This window comes from uncultured Clostridium sp. (genome assembly GCF_937920395.1).
Lineage (GTDB): Bacteria > Bacillota > Clostridia > Clostridiales > Clostridiaceae > Clostridium_AD.
In genome coordinates this window covers 1-15,523 of record NZ_CALEVF010000311.1, presented here as the reverse complement: position 1 = coordinate 15,523, position 15,523 = coordinate 1, and the positions used below count along the sequence as shown (strand labels likewise).

Here is a 15,523-nt window from a genome sequence, read left to right as displayed (position 1 = left end):
TGTGCTTTATCTTTTCCTGCAACTGAAAATGGTAATAAAGTAAGAGTAGTTGGTACACCTCTAGATAGAGAAGTCATTGATACAGCAAGGACTACAGGTTTTCACACTTTATTAAAACGTCAATTACCTAAAGCCGGTATTGAATACTATCAAATCGAAGATGTAAATAAGGCTCTTGATGGAGCAGACGTTGTAATTTGTGGAGTTAGTAGTTTTGGTGTTGATTGGTTTGCAGACAATATATTGCCTATCATACCTGAAAACATTCCCCTTCTTTCAATAACAAAAGGAATGATTGATTTAGAAGACGGCAGTATGATTACTTATCCACAATATTTTAAAAGCAAGCTTATTTTAAATAAGAAACTTTCTATAAATGCTATAGGTGGTCCATGTACTAGTTATGAACTAGCTGACAAAGATAATTCAGTTGTTACATTTTGTGGTTATGACATAGTTATCCTTAGAATGCTTAAGAGCTTGTTTGAATCTCCATACTACCATATCAGCCTCTCTACAGATGTTGTAGGTGTTGAATGCGCAGTAGCCCTTAAAAATGCTTATGCACTAGGTGTGTCCCTCGCTATAGGTCTTGCTATTGGAGCAGACGGCTCTGGTCACGAACATTATAATTCTCAAGCTGGGCTTTTTGGACAAAGTGTAAAAGAAATGAAACATCTCCTTGAGATAGTTGGTGGTGGTGAGCAAAATATTATCTTATCTGCTGGCGACCTTTATGTAACAGTATTTGGTGGACGTACACGTAAAGTTGGAACTCTACTTGGACAAGGATTTTCAATTGAAGAATCTATTAAACAATTAAAAGGAGTAACACTTGAATCAATAGTTATTGCTACTCGTACTGCACGTGGAGTTCGCGTACTTGCTAAAAGAGGAATTGTGAAACTTAGTGATTTCCCACTATTAATGCATGTTGATAATATAATAAATTCTGGTGCGGCTGCGGTTGACATTCCATGGAAGGCTTTCGAAACTGAGAAAATATAAATTAAAAATTAAATGAACTTTAAGGAGGAAAAAATATGGAAGATTTAGTAGCTCTAAGTATAGAAGAAATGACTGGTCTTAATTACATGTGTTCATGTGGCAAAAATCATAGTGTAGGGATAGAAACTATAAAGGTTGGCAGTGGTGTTATAAATACATTACCAACTGTAATCAAAAATTATGAAGGCAAACAAGTGTTTATTATAGAAGACACCCATACTTATGAAGTTGCAGGCAAAAGAGTAGAAGAATTATTAAATGAAAAATTTAAAGTTAGTAAATATATATTTAATGAGAAACATTTACATCCCAATGAATTAACTCTTGGAAGATTATTACTAGAAATACCAGCAAAAACAGACCTTATTATTGCAGTAGGATCTGGGACTATCAACGATATTTCAAGGTTTTTAGGATGCAAACTTAATATTCCCTATGTCATAGTTGGAACAGCACCTTCAATGGATGGTTATGCCTCTGTAGTATCTCCCCTAATATGTGATGGTGTAAAAGTTACTTATGATGGAGTTTACCCACTCGCGATTGTTTGTGACATTGATATTATGAAACAGGCCCCTATGCTTATGCTTCAGGCTGGTCTTGGAGATATCCTAGGTAAATATACAGCCCTTGCAGATTGGCATGTTGCAAAGATCATAAACAAAGAATACTTTTGCCCTGAAGTTGAAAAATTAGTACTTAGTACTTTAAAGAAGTGTGAAGAAGCTGCAGCGGGCGTAACCAGTAGAAATGCAAGTACTGTACAAAACATAACTGAGGCACTAATTTTATCTGGAATTGCTATTGGAATGGTAGGTGCATCAAGACCTGCATCTGGTGGAGAACATTATTTATCACATTGTTATGAAATGATGTTTATGAATGGTGGCGATAATACAAAATGGCTCCATGGTAATACCGTAGGTGTAGGTGTGGGAGTTGTAGCTTATGCATTTAAATTTGCAAAAGATTTAAATATTGATGAAATACTTAAAAAAGGTGACTACATGCATCTTGATAAAAACACCTGGGAACAAAATATAAAGGATGTATTTACTATAAGTGCACCAAATATTATAGAATTTAAGCAAGGTAGTATTAATTTTAATGAAGAAGATAGAAAAGCTAGTATGCAGAAAATAGGATCCAATTGGGACGATATAAAGAAAATATGTGATTCTTTCGTACCAGAACCTATAGAAATAATTAAGACTCTAAAAAAAGCAGGCGCAGTTTGGGATCCTAAAGAATTAGGACTTAGTAAAGAACTTTTCAGAAAAAGTTTTATTGCTGCAAAAGATATGCGTAATAGATATGGTATTATGCAACTTCTTGAAGATGCAGGAAAACTTGAGGAAGCTGCAGATTATATAACAAATATTTATTATAAATAAGTTACAGACTACTTTTACATTATATTAGAAAGGAGCTGCTATAGGGATGGTAGGCAGAACACTTGATTCAAAAGAAGTTTTAAAAGGAGTAAAATGCTTTATTCTAGATCTTGATGGGACAGTTTATTTAGGGGATAAAATACTAGAGGGTTCTATCAAATTTTTAGAAGAACTGGAAAAAAACAATATCAAATTTAAATTTTTCACAAATAACTCCTCTAAAAATGCAGAAATTTATATAAATAGAATTAAAAAGATGGGCTATAATTTGAGTGATGATAAAATGCTCATTTCAAATTATGTAATTATTAATTATTTAAAAGAAAATATGCCAAGTAAAAAAGTATTTGTTTTGGGGACTGATTATTTAAAAGAAGATTTTAGGGCCGCAAACATTAATGTAGTTACCGAGGACGCAGATGTTGTTGTCGTAGGGTTTGATACATCACTTGTTTATGAAAATGTTTCTAAGGCTTGTGAATTCATAAGAAATGGAGCTACCTTTTTAGGCGTCAATCCTGACTTTAATTGTCCAACTGAAGATGGATTTATACCGGATTGTGGATCTATATGTTCTATGATTACAGCATCTACTGGCGTGGTTCCAGAATACTTTGGTAAACCCTCCCATCATACACTAAAATATGTTCTTAAAAACACTGGATTTCGCGAAGAAGAAATTGCATTTGTAGGAGATAGACTTTATACAGATATAGCTATTGGTAAAGATAATGCTTCTGTAACTATCCTTGTTTTATCAGGTGAAGCAAAGCTTTCAGATTTACTTGAATCTGAAATACAGCCTTCACTTATTTTTGATTCATTAGGCGGCGTGCAAAACGTATTAGAAGAAATTTATAGTTAAAAATCATTATAAAATTTTTCAATTTGATAACAATAAAAAGGATATATCCCATGAGATATATCCTTTTTATCTAGTATATTAAAAATAAATGTAACACCTTTCTACAAACAAGTGTTACTATTATTATAAAAATAAAATTTAAATCAGGTTGGTGAACAAATTGATAAAAAGAAAACCGCGAAAAAAAAGGATTTTTGGTGTATGTATAGTATTTGCTTTAGTATTTAGCATTTTACTGGGCAGGTTATTTTATGTAATGGCTATTAATGGATCTAATTACAAAACGCTGGCAGTGCAACAGCAAACTAAAAGTATAACACTAGCTCCTTCTAGGGGGGCAATTGTAGACAGAAATGGTTTTGACTTAGTATTAAACATAAATGTTTACAGGGTAGATGTAGATTTAGTCGTATTAAATAAATATTTAGTTGATAATAAGATACCTCAAAAGCAAGCCTCGGAAAAATTGGCAAAGATTCTTAATATTAATATCAGTTCTGTTGAAAAAACATTGAATACAGAAAACAGTAAAGGTAAACTACTTCAATTTGTATCGCTTAAAAGAAAGGTTAAGCAGGAAGTGGTAACCTCTATTAATAATTTGAAATATAGTGGAATAATAATTTCAAATGATATTGATAGGATATATCCAAATGACAATTTCCTATCTCAGGTCATAGGACATACCAATTTAAATGGTTCCGGAGTTAACGGAGTAGAGATGAGCTATAACAATGAACTCGCAGGTACTCCTGGTATGAAAGTGGTTCAGATGGATAGATCCGGTAATGAATTACCTTATAATGAAGCTTTAACTGTAAAACCTGTAAATGGAAATAATTTGACCTTAACTGTAGATGAACGAATTCAAGAATTAGCTGAAAGAGTGGCTAAAGAAACTTTAACAGCAAATGGTGCGAAATCTGTAAGTATAACAATTATGAATCCAAATAATGGTGAGGTTTTAGGAATGGCAAATTTACCTAATTATAATTTAAATGAGCCATATGCTCAAGGTAAAACAAATAGTCAATCAGAGCAGACGTGGAAGAATAAAGCTGTAAGCGATGTGTTTGAGCCAGGATCTATTTTTAAGGTTATTATGGCTGCAGCAGCTCTTCAAAATAATTCTGTAACTGATGATGATCGTTTTATAAATAATGGTAGTATAAAAATTGGCAATACAACATTGTATACTGATAATAGAGAAAAATATGGTGTTGAAAATTTTTCAGACATATTGAAAAATTCTGACAATGTAGCATTTATAAAGCTAGGACAGATGGTTGGAAAAGATAATCTTTATAAATTTACAAAGAATGCTGGTTTTGGTGCAAAAACTAATATAGACTTACCTGGAGAAGGTACAGGATTAATAAAAGATATAAAAACTATTACCCCACTTGATCTTGCTACGATGACATATGGACAAGGTGTTGCTGTTACCCAGATACAATATATGGCTGCGTTTAATGCTGTTGCTAATGGTGGCACATGGATAACGCCACATGTTATGAAAGATATATCTCATAATGAAAACGGTAAAAAAGTTGTGGACAGTCAATATGATAATTTTAACAAAAGAACTATAATGAGCAGTGATAAAGCAGCAAAATTAAGAACATACTTAGAAACGGTCGTAAAAAAAGGAACTGCTAAAGGAACATATATGGCAGGTTATAATATAGGTGGTAAGACAGGAACTGCTAATGAAGTTAATAGCGTCAGCGGTGGTTATATACAGGGTAAATACGTATCATCCTTTGCAGGCATGGCCCCTGCAAATAATCCAAAAGTAAGCCTAATAGTTACTGTAGAAGAACCAAATTCAAATAGCTATTATGCGGCTCTTACCGCGGTACCCGCAGCAAAGAAAATATTTTCAGAGTTATTTACAATAATGGGTATAAACCCAGATAAAGTAAACACAGCAGTTGATAAGACTTCTGCTAAGACTAACTAAAATTTAAGATATATAAATGGGAACTAAAATCTTTTATAATGAAGATTTTAGTTCCTATAAATTTAAAAACATTTAATTGTAGTTACTTCAAATGTTTAACCCTATTTCATTTGCAGTCCAAATAGCATTCATTATATTAGCAGCATTGTTTGCATCTCCCACAATATATAAATCTGCAATTTTACCATTCATTTTATAAAACAATTCTCTTTCAGATTTAAATCCAACTGCTAAAACTACAGTATCTGCTTTAACCTCACTCTTACCAAATTTATTGTTAATTAATAAAGCACCCTCATCAGTTACTTCAAGCAAAGCGGTACTCGTAATTTTTTCTACCTTATTAATCTTTAATAGATCAATTAACATTATTTTATTCATATGGGGAATAGGTTTTCCTGAGCTTAAAATATCACTAAAAGCTTCTACTATGGTTACTGTTTTACCTTGCTGAGCAAGCCATAAAGCAGTCTCACAACCAACAAGTCCTCCACCTACCATAATTACATTTTGGCCGGCAACTTTAATCCCATCGAGCACTTCACTAGCGGTCGCAACCTTTTCTTTCTTAATCCCAGGAATTTCATTTAACATTACTTCACTCGACCCAGTTGCTATAACAACCGCGTCAGGCATTAATGTATCAATAATCTCTTCTGTAACTTTAGTATTCATCATTAAATTAACATCTAAAACTTTCATTTCGTTTTTGTACCAATTAAGCAATCTTTTATCATCAAGCTTGAAATCAGGTTTTGATCCAGCAATAACATGTCCTCCCAGATCATTAGTTTTTTCATATATTGTAACATTATGCCCTCTCATTTTAGCAATTCTTGATACTTCCATACCAGCAAGGCCACCACCAACAACCATTATGTTTTTAGGACTATTGGTAGTCTTTATTTCATAATATCGTTCTCGGCCTGTAGATGGGTTTACAGCACAAGATAGTGGTTTATTTTCAAACGCTCTCCCTAAACATCCATCATGGCAACCAATGCAAGGACGAATTCTATCTTCTTGTCCAAGTAAAACTTTTCTAGGCCAATATGCATCTGCTAAAAGCCCCCTACCAAGAGATATCATATCAGCTTGATTGTTTTCTAATGCTTTTTCTCCTATTCCAGGTGTATCCAATTTACCTGCAACAATAACAGGAATTTTTACTACTTTCTTTAATTTCTCAGTAAACGGTAAATACAATCCATGTTTTTGATAAATTGGAGGGTGAGACCAATACCAAGCATCATATGTACCAACATCAGTATTTAATTCATCATATCCAGCTTCCTCGAGTATTTGAGCTGCCTCGAGTCCCTCTTCTAAATCTCTACCTTTTTCTTCATAATCCTCACCTGGTAGTCCACCTTGCCTCCAATCTTTTATACAGCTCTTTATGCTATATCTTAATCCTACTGGAAAATCTTGTCCTGCATTTTTCTTAATTTCATGAAGTATTTCAATAGGAAGCGTTAATCTGCCTCTTAAATCGCCACCATATTTATCTGTCCTTTTATTAAATATTGCAAGCGTAAACTGATCTAGTAAATAACCTTCATGTACAGCATGTACCTCAATTCCATCATAACCTGACGCTTTAGCAATTTTAGCAGCTTCACCAAACTTTTTAACTATCTTTTCTACTTCCTCAGTTGATAATTCTCTACATGTCACAGATGGATCCCAATAATTTGGAATTGCTGAAGCTGAAACTGGTTGTTTTGCCATTAATATAGGAGCTCCACTTCTTCCAAATCCCATAGTCAATTGAAGAAATATTTTTGTTCCATAAGCATGTACCCTTTCAGTAAGTTCTGATGATGTTTGAATAAATTTAGCTGGATTTCCTGTTGCACACGGGAAAGCTGGCATTATTGTTTTATCTATTTCATTTTCAACTTTAACTATACTTGTTATTATAAGTCCTGTTCCACCTTTTGCTCTTTCCACATAATAATCAATTGCTCTTTGATTAAATGAGCCATCGTCTGAGATTAATCCGTACGCTCCCATTGGTGCCATTACAATTTTGTTTTTAATTTCAACCTTACCAATTTTAATTGTTTCAAACAGTTTGTTTTTTCCCATTTTCAATCCTCCCTATTTATAATATAGTTTTAAAAATGTGACTTAAACCATTGAAAATTATTAATTTTGAGCATTTGAATATAATTAATCTATCTTAAAAGTATGTTATGTAAACATTTACTCACATATACAATATACCACAAAATAGTCTATAATTGTTTAATTATAAATGTATTGTTGTAAATCATTCTTCAATATAAAATATCCTTTAACATTAGGCTGAATACCATCCACTGTTTCAGTAGTCGGATTAAATGTACTGTGATTTATATAAGTTACATTATTCTCTAATGCTATTATTTTTAAATTAGTATTAAATACTTTAATATAATCATTGCTAATATAAAAGTTGTATAGCTTGTCCGACTTATATTTCTGCGCAATGATATTATTATCTACTGGTAGAATACTTTCAATATATATCTTAGTATTAGGTAATTTTGTTTTTATAATTTTGATTATGTCACTATAATTCTGCATAGATTTATCAATATTAATTTTACTGATTTGTCCTTTTGTTTGTTTTAAATCATTTATACCAATATGTAAAAACAAAGTCTTTGGTTTAATCTTTATAACATCATCTAATCTATTCAAAATATCAATAGTGGTATCCCAAGCTTTACCTTCATTGACTATATTAGCATCATTAAATAATGCATTTAAATTACACTTATCAACTATATTATCACCCAAAAATGTTACCTGATTGTTTTTAAACTCTCTTTTATTATATATAGTCTTAGCGTAAACTTCATATTTTGTATAACCTACTCCCCCTTCTCTATAAATAGTGCCAATTATTAAAATTCCTAGAACTAATATAACAGTGCCAACTTTAAGATATCCGTTTTTGACTTTCATATTTTACCTCCAATACATAATATTTACATTAACTATACTACAACTTGAAATTAATGTAAAATATATATTATAGTTTCAATTTATCTAATAATTAAAGGCCCCAATGTGGGTGTGTTTAAATTTGGTCCATATAAAGTAGATAGTTAAAAAAGACTCTAGCAAAATTTGCTAGAGTCTTTTTTTCTATAATTCCTAGTTATATATATATTTAATTAAAGGGGGACTCTAATTAAAAAATCAATTACTAGTTTCTTTCTATGTGTTAATAATAACAATTCTATGTGTCATTTGAATGTCGATAATAACAATAAATCGTAAACTATTTGCTTGCCTATTTTTTAATATTACCTGAATTTACTTGCCCCGGTAAGATAGTGAATACTATTCCATAATATACTCCAGCTAAAATTCCAAACTCAAAATCATTAAGCTTAATATAGTTACTAATAAGTAAGAATAAAGCAATTGATACAATAAAAACAACTTTATTTATCAATTTTTCTTTTCCACTTTCTTTAATAGATTTCTGAAGTGTTGTAAATATATTAAATTTATCATTAACACTATTTAGAATAATCCTAACAGGGAAAAAAGTTACTAAAAGTGGTACTAAAAATTTAAGAATTGAGCTAATAAGTTCCATCTTTTCTCCTCCTTTGTTTACACCTTACACCTTACCCCATAAAAAGACATATTACAATATATTTTTGACTCTGTAACCTTTTATGTTAATTATATAAAACCAACAGAATAAGTCTCTAATTAAAATAATTTTTTAATTAGAGACTTATTTCCCTTTACATTTAATTTGTTAATAAAACTTATCGTTTTTTAAGTATAAACACTTTCTACTAAATGAAGAAGATATAACATCGTTACTTGATTATCTGAATGGACTTTCTATCGCTGAAGAGTGCCACAACAATTAGGAAGACAATACCTTCAATCAGCTGTTGCATCGAAGTTGTAAGCCCAATCATGACTAGACCGACAGATAGAATCTTATAGGTCAAAACACCCACAATAAGGTTAATGAAACGTACCTTTGCCCCTCCTGAGATAGGCAAACCACCTAAAACAAGTGCAATCAAGATTTGAGTTTCCATCATATTACCACTGGTGGAAGTTACCGAACCAACATTTATTACGTTGATGAACGCAGCAAATCCAGTAATTGCTCCAGAAGCAATATAAATCAACCATTTGGTCTTACCAACTTTGATTCCAGCAAATCTAGATCCCGTTTCGCCTGCGCCGATTGCCTTAAGGTTACTACCTAGCTTCGTGAAATGGAAGAGTAGGAACACAAGTAGCAAAATAGAGACTGTAAGTGTCATTTCTATAGGCATCGTGTGGTATGTAGAAATGTTGCTAACGGCATAAACAGGTGAATTCGTCGTCAGATAGGCACAAAAACCACGGAACAGGAACATTGTGCAGATGGTGACGATGAAGGACATTATTTTTCGTTTCACGAGGAAGAAACCGTTGATCGCACCGATTGCTGCACCTGTAACGATACCGCCTATGATTGCCAAAACAAGGTTATAGGTGGACAAATAGCAAACCACAATGGATGCGATGGCAAGCATTGATCCCTGAGAAAAGTCTAGACAACCCATGGTCATAATTAGAAATACACCAGTTGAAGCAATCATAAGCATATATGTCTGGCTAAGCAACAGTTCAATGTTAAAAGGAAGAATGAGCCTCCCATCTGTCAAAATTGTAAACAGGACAATTAAGACTACAAGTCCAACAACTGGTAGCACTGTACGAGTTAAGGGCTTATTCATAAATTCATTAAATATAAAATGAAAACTCTTTTTCTCTTTACTCTTTAATTCTGAATCTTTTAATTCTATCACATTTTTCACCTCCTAAATCATCTTCGTTATTAAGTGTTCTTCAGTAAGTGCCGTATCCCTCATGAATTCACCACTGATGGCACCATTTCTCATGATGAGGACTCGGTCGCTCATCCCAAGCAGTTCTAGAATTTCTTCAGATATCAATATGATAGATTTACCCTGTTTTTTCATTTCACTCATAAGTGTGTAGATATCTGATTTAACCTTGACATCAATGCCACGTGTTGGGCTATCAAGCACGATGATATCAGAATTTTTTCCAATCCACCTTGCTAAAACCACCTTCTGTTTGTTGCCACCTGACAGATCTGCTACAAACTGGTTGACGTCTACCATTTTTACGCTGATAATTTTTGCATATTTATTTGCAAATTGACTAAGCTTTTTATTTAATAGAATATGGTTTACTTTAAGGTCATCCATAGATGGCAAGCAAATGTTATCACAAATAGAATCGTTAACAACGAGAGATTCGTTGTCTCTATCCTTAGAGGCAAATGCAATGCTATGCCTGATTGCATCGGGGATGGAATTGATATGAGTTCCGTCCGCAAGAGCAACCTCACCTGTTCGATCGTATGAAGCACCGAAAACAGCCTTACCTACTTCGTGCATACCGCATTCGCTGAGTCCACCTATTCCAAGTATCTCTCCCTTATGGAGATTGAAACTGATATTTTTAAGCTGTTTGGGTACACTCACTTTGTTAACGGATAAAACGACTTCATCAGAAACAGCTTCACCATAATCTGTACGGTAATATTTGCCGTTTAGTATTCTACCGACCATTAATCGTTTAAGGTCATCCTCATTCACATCAACACTATTTACAGTATCAATTAGTTGGCCGTCACGTAAAACGGAAATAACATCTGTATGCTCAATTACCTCCGCAAGGTCGTGGGAAATAAAGATGACAGTGTTGCCTTCATCCTTGATGCGATTCATCTGTTTGTAAAGATCAGTACGTCCTTCATGACCAAGGGAAGTCGTAGTTTCGTCGAAAACAACTACTTTAGGATCAAAATAAGTTGCTTTGACGATTTCAACAAGCTTGCGGGTCTCAAAGTTATAGTTATCAATCATCATAGTAGCTTTGATGCGGTTAAAACCATATTTATTAAGTAATGCTTGAGCTTCACGATCCATGGCAGTTGTGTTCTTAATGCCAAATTTTATAAATCTATCCTCATTACCAAGAAAAATATTTTCAGTTACAGTTAGCCCTGGGAGGGTACCCGTCTCCTGAACAATGATTGAAACACCATTATTGTTAGCTTCAACCTGATTTTTCACCTTAAGTTCCTTTCCTTCAAGAATAAATTTACCACTGTCAATTGAACAGATACCTGTAAGCATCGACGTAAAAGTCGATTTGCCTGAACCATTCTCACCTATAAGTCCGTGAATTTCACCCTTTGCGAAAGATAATGTAATATTATTCACCGCATGAGTAACTCCGAACGATTTATCAATGTTTTCTGCTTTTAAAATTTCTTCTTTCATTTTCGTTTTCATTTTCATTCACCTCACTTTACAACAATGTCTTTAGCATGATTTGTCGTTAACATTACAATAATAAGAAGTGCAGCACCAGTTACCACATTTTGAATGGTACTTGGGGCACCTATTGCAACAAATCCGTTAAAGATTAAAGAAATAATAAATTCACCAATTACAATAGCAGTAATTGGTCTACCATATTTTTTAAACGCTAGGGCGAAAAATGTTCCCATAAGAGGTGTAAAGTTTCTACCCATAGAAGACATATTCGTTGCAGCAGTCATGGATGAACCATAGCTGATTGTTAGAATACTCATGATGCCGACAAAGAAACCACAAAGCAAAAATGCAATAACCTTATATTTGTTTACATTTACACCCATGTTCTTGGCCACATATTCATTGCCTCCAATTGCGTTTGTGTATGTACCAATCTTCGTGTATTTGATAATCAGTGCAGCAATAAAAAACGCGCACAAAGCCAGGATAATGTTGTTAGGATACGAACCAAAAGCAGTATTTGAAGATTTCAATATTTGTTCTTGACCTTGAGTTGCAAAAACACTCAGACTTTCGTAAATCAATGCAAGACCAACTGTTACTATTATAGAAGGTATATGGAGTTTGATATAGACGATGCCGTTAAGCAAGCCAATCAGCGTTCCACAGATAATAGGTGCAATAATAAGCCCAGCATAACCAAATTTCTGAGCGAATAAGCAACCCAAGACGGCTGAAAAAACAATGTTTGCGCCAATGCTAAAGTCAAACAGACCCATGACAACAATGAAATACAAACCGCATCCTCCAACAGCGTAGATAATGCTAGACTGAAGATATGATAACATTTTCGCTGGTGAGCCGAAATTGTTAGGTGCTAAGATTTTAAAAATAGACCAGAAAAGCAAAACAAGTAACAGCAACAAAATAGTGCCAAAATAATTACTGATAAACTTATTTGATTTTAACTTTTGTGTTATTTCTCTTGAACTCATTTGATCACCTTCTTTTTAACAGGACCAGTGACATATCGCTGGCCCTGAAATATTATTTTGTATATACTCAATACGTGTAGTTCAAATATTGCAAAATGATGTTGTATTATTTGACGCTGTGACGTGATTCAACATCTTTTACTGATATAGCAGCTGCCTGTTTTTTAAGCTCAGGTAAGGTGTCGTTTGCCATAGCCTTTAGCTCTTTATCATTGTATGGAAACTCGGATACGAAGTATTTAGCATATTTATCATAATCTTTAGTGGAAGAAACATAAATATATGGATTCACAATCTCATCATAGCCGTTAGCGGGTTTCTTATAGTTACCCTTAGCTGCGTTATAGACCATCATAAAAGCATATAAAGGATCAGCATAGTGACCCCCAGACTCACCAGTCATGCCGCCTGTAGTAAGTTGTTTACCAAGATCAGGTAAGAAATCAGTAGAGACAACGTGGATTTTACCTGTCTTACCAGCACTCTTGATAGCACCTACGGATCCAACCAAAGGATCACCGCCACCGCCGGCAACTATTAAAGCATCCATCTTAGAATCGGAGTTCATAAATGAATTGGCAACTGCAGCTCCTTGCTCAGCTGTAGTACCAGCATACTGTGGAGCAGACATAATTACTTTATCGCTAGCGTGAGCTGCGTTCCACTCGGAAACAGCCTTCTTATATCCCTGCCATCTGCTAATAAAAGTTGCATCGCCTGCAACCCAACCCTCTAAATCAATATGTCGGTCGCCCTTTTTGATCAACATGTTGGCAAGAGTATAGCCATTAGTGACTTCATCCTCATGTACTGCTCCGATATAATATGGAGCAGTCTTAGCCAAAGAATATACTTGAGGACTAGCAACTTTATTTATGGTGCGGTAGAACTGAGCTAGATAAATATGAGCTGAATTACAAGTGTTGATGGCTGAGGTCATCTCAGAATCAGCAGAGTTGCAAATTATGATGCCATCGCAACCGGCAGCTGCTAATGTACTAATACTGTCGGTAACAGCTGCAGACTCATGACCCTGATCAACATACACCAGTTTAACATTAAGTGCTTTACCAGCTGCGTCAAGCATCTTTTTGCTTTGGCTGCCTAGTACATCTGTAGAACTCCAAATAGATACACCAATTTTGATTTGTTTAGCACTCGTTGATGTTTTTGAACTTGTGCTACCACAGGCTGTAAATGCCATAGTCGTTGCAAGAGCAAGAAATATAAGTAAAAACCTATTCTTTTTCATATACGTTTTCTCCTTTTAAAAATATTTTAAATAGAGGAATAATTCATTTTTTAATAAACTTGTCCAAATTATTTTCTAATACAATCGATTACAACTTGGTCGCCCCCTCTTTATGTAATTCCTCTTAATAAGTGTAATAATAGTATTTATTCTAATAAATGTCAACCTAAACATTATATATATACGTACTAATTTATAGAAATCATTGTTATAACTCTATTATTCCCTTCATTATTGACTGAAATATACCACTATATTATGTTATTTATTCCTTTGTGATTTTGAATTGGCTTGTAGAACACCGAACAATAAGCTTAGGTTCATACAATATAGAATCATTTTCTTCGAACTGATTACCATTATTAATTAGTTTAATAATTAGTTTAGCAGCGTCTATACCCATCTTTTCTTTTGGATGTGTTATAGAAGTCAATTTTGGTTCCATGATTGTTGAAAGCGATGAGTCGTCAAATCCAATAATAGAAAGATCCTCAGGGATTCTAAGCTTTAACCTATGTGCAATGTTTAACACCATATAGGCAATTTCATCATTGTAACAAAAAATTCCCGTAGGGCGTTTCTCTGATTTCAGCACACCCTCTATTCTTTGTGGAAGTATTGTTTCCACTTCATCTGAAAGGTAAGTTAAAACTTCATTTTTAGAATGTGAATTTTCATTCTTTTGACATTCTGTAATAAATCCATTCATTCTATGGATACCTTGAGAATCATCAACTTTAAAAATACCCATTATATTTTTATGGCCTAAAGATATCAAGTATTCTGTAGCTATTTTACCACCAGTAAAATCGTCAACACATAAGCTTGGAGTCCTAATCGCAGTATAAGTAGCATTAATCATAATAATAGGAATGTTTTTAGATAATATATTATTCAAATATTCTAAATTATGAATTTGATACGCACTTTTGGTTGGTTCTAGAATAAGACCATCTATTTTATGCGCAATCAAATTTCTTAAATTGCTATTTTCAAGCATTAAGTTATTACTAGTAGACGACATTAAAAGAGAATAGGATTGTTCATATAGAGTACTTTCAATCCCTTTGATTATATCCGGAAAAATGTAATTAGATATATGAGTTGTAAGTACACCAACGTTTTTGTTCTTTTTTAAATACAAATCACTTTGCTTCCAATCAGATAGATACGTACCACTTCCTTGTATCCTATATACATATTGCTGAATTTCTAAATCACTTATTGCTTTTCTTACTGTATGTCTACTGACATTAAATATAGACATTAATTCAGATTCAGTTGGTAGTTTCTCATAAGGTTTATACTTTTCACTAATTGCCCAATTAATAATTTTTTCTATTACTTCTTCATATTTATATTTCATATCTCTCTCCTAAAATATAACATACTTGTATTATAAAATATTATATCAGTTGTTAAACCTTTTCACAAGAATATTTGGAATTGTTACGTATAAATATTAAATTTGCATAAAATTATATTGACACTCATGCGTATAAATACTATAGTTTGTATTGTAAGCGATTACTAAGAGGGAGGTCAATAAAATGGCAACAAAATATACAGTTGGAGTTGACTACGGAACTTTGTATTCAAGGGCAGTGGTTGTAAACTTAGATAATGGAAAAGTTAAAGGCTTATGAAGCAATTTATAAAGAATATGTAAAATTACATGATTACTTTGGTCGTGGTGCAAATGATGTAATGAAACACT

12 protein-coding genes are annotated in these 15,523 nt (G+C 33.2%); 4 read left to right on the top strand and 8 right to left on the bottom strand.

What is annotated here, in order from left to right; genetic code table 11:
* The 4 genes from Q0649_RS19520 to Q0649_RS19505 all read left to right on the top strand — a co-directional run.
* A partial coding sequence (locus Q0649_RS19520) for a glycerol-3-phosphate dehydrogenase (RefSeq protein WP_298845824.1) occupies positions 1-1,008 on the top strand: 1,008 nt, incomplete at its 5' end.
* Positions 1,009-1,043: 35 nt separating this feature from the next.
* A complete protein-coding gene (locus Q0649_RS19515) occupies positions 1,044-2,402 on the top strand; it encodes a sn-glycerol-1-phosphate dehydrogenase (RefSeq protein WP_298845822.1) in 1,359 nt (452 codons plus the stop codon).
* A gap of 46 nt (positions 2,403-2,448) precedes the next feature.
* Complete coding sequence (locus Q0649_RS19510) at positions 2,449-3,267, top strand: HAD-IIA family hydrolase (RefSeq protein ID WP_298845820.1); 819 nt, start codon at positions 2,449-2,451, stop codon at positions 3,265-3,267.
* Positions 3,268-3,427: 160 nt separating this feature from the next.
* On the top strand, positions 3,428-5,230 hold the full coding sequence (locus tag Q0649_RS19505; protein WP_298845819.1) for a penicillin-binding transpeptidase domain-containing protein: 1,803 nt from the start codon (positions 3,428-3,430) through the stop codon (positions 5,228-5,230).
* 87 nt (positions 5,231-5,317) lie between these two features.
* Here Q0649_RS19505 and Q0649_RS19500 read toward each other — a convergent pair whose 3' ends face one another.
* The 8 genes from Q0649_RS19500 to Q0649_RS19465 all read right to left on the bottom strand — a co-directional run bounded on the left by Q0649_RS19500 (position 5,318) and on the right by Q0649_RS19465 (position 15,172).
* Complete coding sequence (locus Q0649_RS19500) at positions 5,318-7,321, bottom strand: FAD-dependent oxidoreductase (RefSeq protein ID WP_298845817.1); 2,004 nt, start codon at positions 7,319-7,321, stop codon at positions 5,318-5,320.
* Between the two features lie 159 nt (positions 7,322-7,480).
* The gene (locus Q0649_RS19495) at positions 7,481-8,185 is read right to left on the bottom strand and encodes a GDSL-type esterase/lipase family protein (RefSeq protein ID WP_298845815.1); all 705 of its coding nucleotides are present in this window, start codon (positions 8,183-8,185) and stop codon (positions 7,481-7,483) included.
* Positions 8,186-8,516: 331 nt separating this feature from the next.
* On the bottom strand, positions 8,517-8,828 hold the full coding sequence (locus Q0649_RS19490) for a hypothetical protein (protein WP_298845813.1): 312 nt from the start codon (positions 8,826-8,828) through the stop codon (positions 8,517-8,519).
* A gap of 232 nt (positions 8,829-9,060) precedes the next feature.
* On the bottom strand, positions 9,061-10,053 hold the full coding sequence (locus Q0649_RS19485; protein WP_298845811.1) for an ABC transporter permease: 993 nt from the start codon (positions 10,051-10,053) through the stop codon (positions 9,061-9,063).
* Positions 10,054-10,065: 12 nt separating this feature from the next.
* On the bottom strand, positions 10,066-11,574 hold the full coding sequence (locus Q0649_RS19480; protein ID WP_298845809.1) for a sugar ABC transporter ATP-binding protein: 1,509 nt from the start codon (positions 11,572-11,574) through the stop codon (positions 10,066-10,068).
* A gap of 11 nt (positions 11,575-11,585) precedes the next feature.
* Positions 11,586-12,554, bottom strand: coding sequence for an ABC transporter permease (locus Q0649_RS19475; RefSeq protein ID WP_298845807.1), 969 nt, complete (start codon positions 12,552-12,554; stop codon positions 11,586-11,588).
* A 106-nt stretch (positions 12,555-12,660) separates the two neighbouring features.
* Entirely contained in the window at positions 12,661-13,806 is a 1,146-nt protein-coding gene (locus Q0649_RS19470) for a substrate-binding domain-containing protein (protein ID WP_298845806.1), read from the bottom strand.
* A 265-nt stretch (positions 13,807-14,071) separates the two neighbouring features.
* A complete protein-coding gene (locus Q0649_RS19465; protein ID WP_298845805.1) occupies positions 14,072-15,172 on the bottom strand; it encodes a GntR family transcriptional regulator in 1,101 nt (366 codons plus the stop codon).
* Positions 15,173-15,523 lie beyond the last annotated feature (351 nt).

What these genes read in the sequence shown, in the direction of transcription:
- Q0649_RS19515 (WP_298845822.1), top strand. Translation starts at nt 1,044, where the DNA reads ATGGAAGATTTAGTAGCTCTAAGTATAGAAGAAATGACTGGTCTTAAT.
- Q0649_RS19510 (WP_298845820.1), top strand. Translation starts at nt 2,449, where the DNA reads ATGGTAGGCAGAACACTTGATTCAAAAGAAGTTTTAAAAGGAGTAAAA.
- Q0649_RS19500 (WP_298845817.1), bottom strand. Translation starts at nt 7,321, where the DNA reads ATGGGAAAAAACAAACTGTTTGAAACAATTAAAATTGGTAAGGTTGAA.
- Q0649_RS19495 (WP_298845815.1), bottom strand. Translation starts at nt 8,185, where the DNA reads ATGAAAGTCAAAAACGGATATCTTAAAGTTGGCACTGTTATATTAGTT.
- Q0649_RS19490 (WP_298845813.1), bottom strand. Translation starts at nt 8,828, where the DNA reads ATGGAACTTATTAGCTCAATTCTTAAATTTTTAGTACCACTTTTAGTA.
- Q0649_RS19480 (WP_298845809.1), bottom strand. Translation starts at nt 11,574, where the DNA reads ATGAAAACGAAAATGAAAGAAGAAATTTTAAAAGCAGAAAACATTGAT.
- Q0649_RS19475 (WP_298845807.1), bottom strand. Translation starts at nt 12,554, where the DNA reads ATGAGTTCAAGAGAAATAACACAAAAGTTAAAATCAAATAAGTTTATC.
- Q0649_RS19470 (WP_298845806.1), bottom strand. Translation starts at nt 13,806, where the DNA reads ATGAAAAAGAATAGGTTTTTACTTATATTTCTTGCTCTTGCAACGACT.
- Q0649_RS19465 (WP_298845805.1), bottom strand. Translation starts at nt 15,172, where the DNA reads ATGAAATATAAATATGAAGAAGTAATAGAAAAAATTATTAATTGGGCA.